A 220-nucleotide genomic window follows, 5' to 3' on the forward strand; every position below is an offset into this window, starting at 1 on the left:
GCTCGTCAGCGTGTAAGTAATCGTGTCCCCCGCCTGAACGCCAACACCATCCCCCACATCCGATGCCTTGGACGTGCTGAGTTCCACCAGCGGGTTGCTCGTCGCACAGGGACTGCAATCCCCCACATCTGCAGTGACAGCATTCGACACAGAGCCGGAAGCACTGTCCGAGACCACCGCCGTGTAGGAGACGCTATACGTTCCTGCCGATGTCCCAGCG

General features: G+C 60.9%; 1 protein-coding gene. It reads right to left on the bottom strand.

The genetic code is table 11. The annotated features are described in order from the left end of the window. Positions 1 to 220, bottom strand: a 220-nt coding sequence (locus KUG85_RS21050; RefSeq protein ID WP_223006764.1) for a hypothetical protein, incomplete at both ends; no start/stop codon positions are given.

The organism is Nitratireductor rhodophyticola, from assembly GCF_019891355.1.
GTDB lineage: Bacteria > Pseudomonadota > Alphaproteobacteria > Rhizobiales > Rhizobiaceae > Nitratireductor > Nitratireductor rhodophyticola.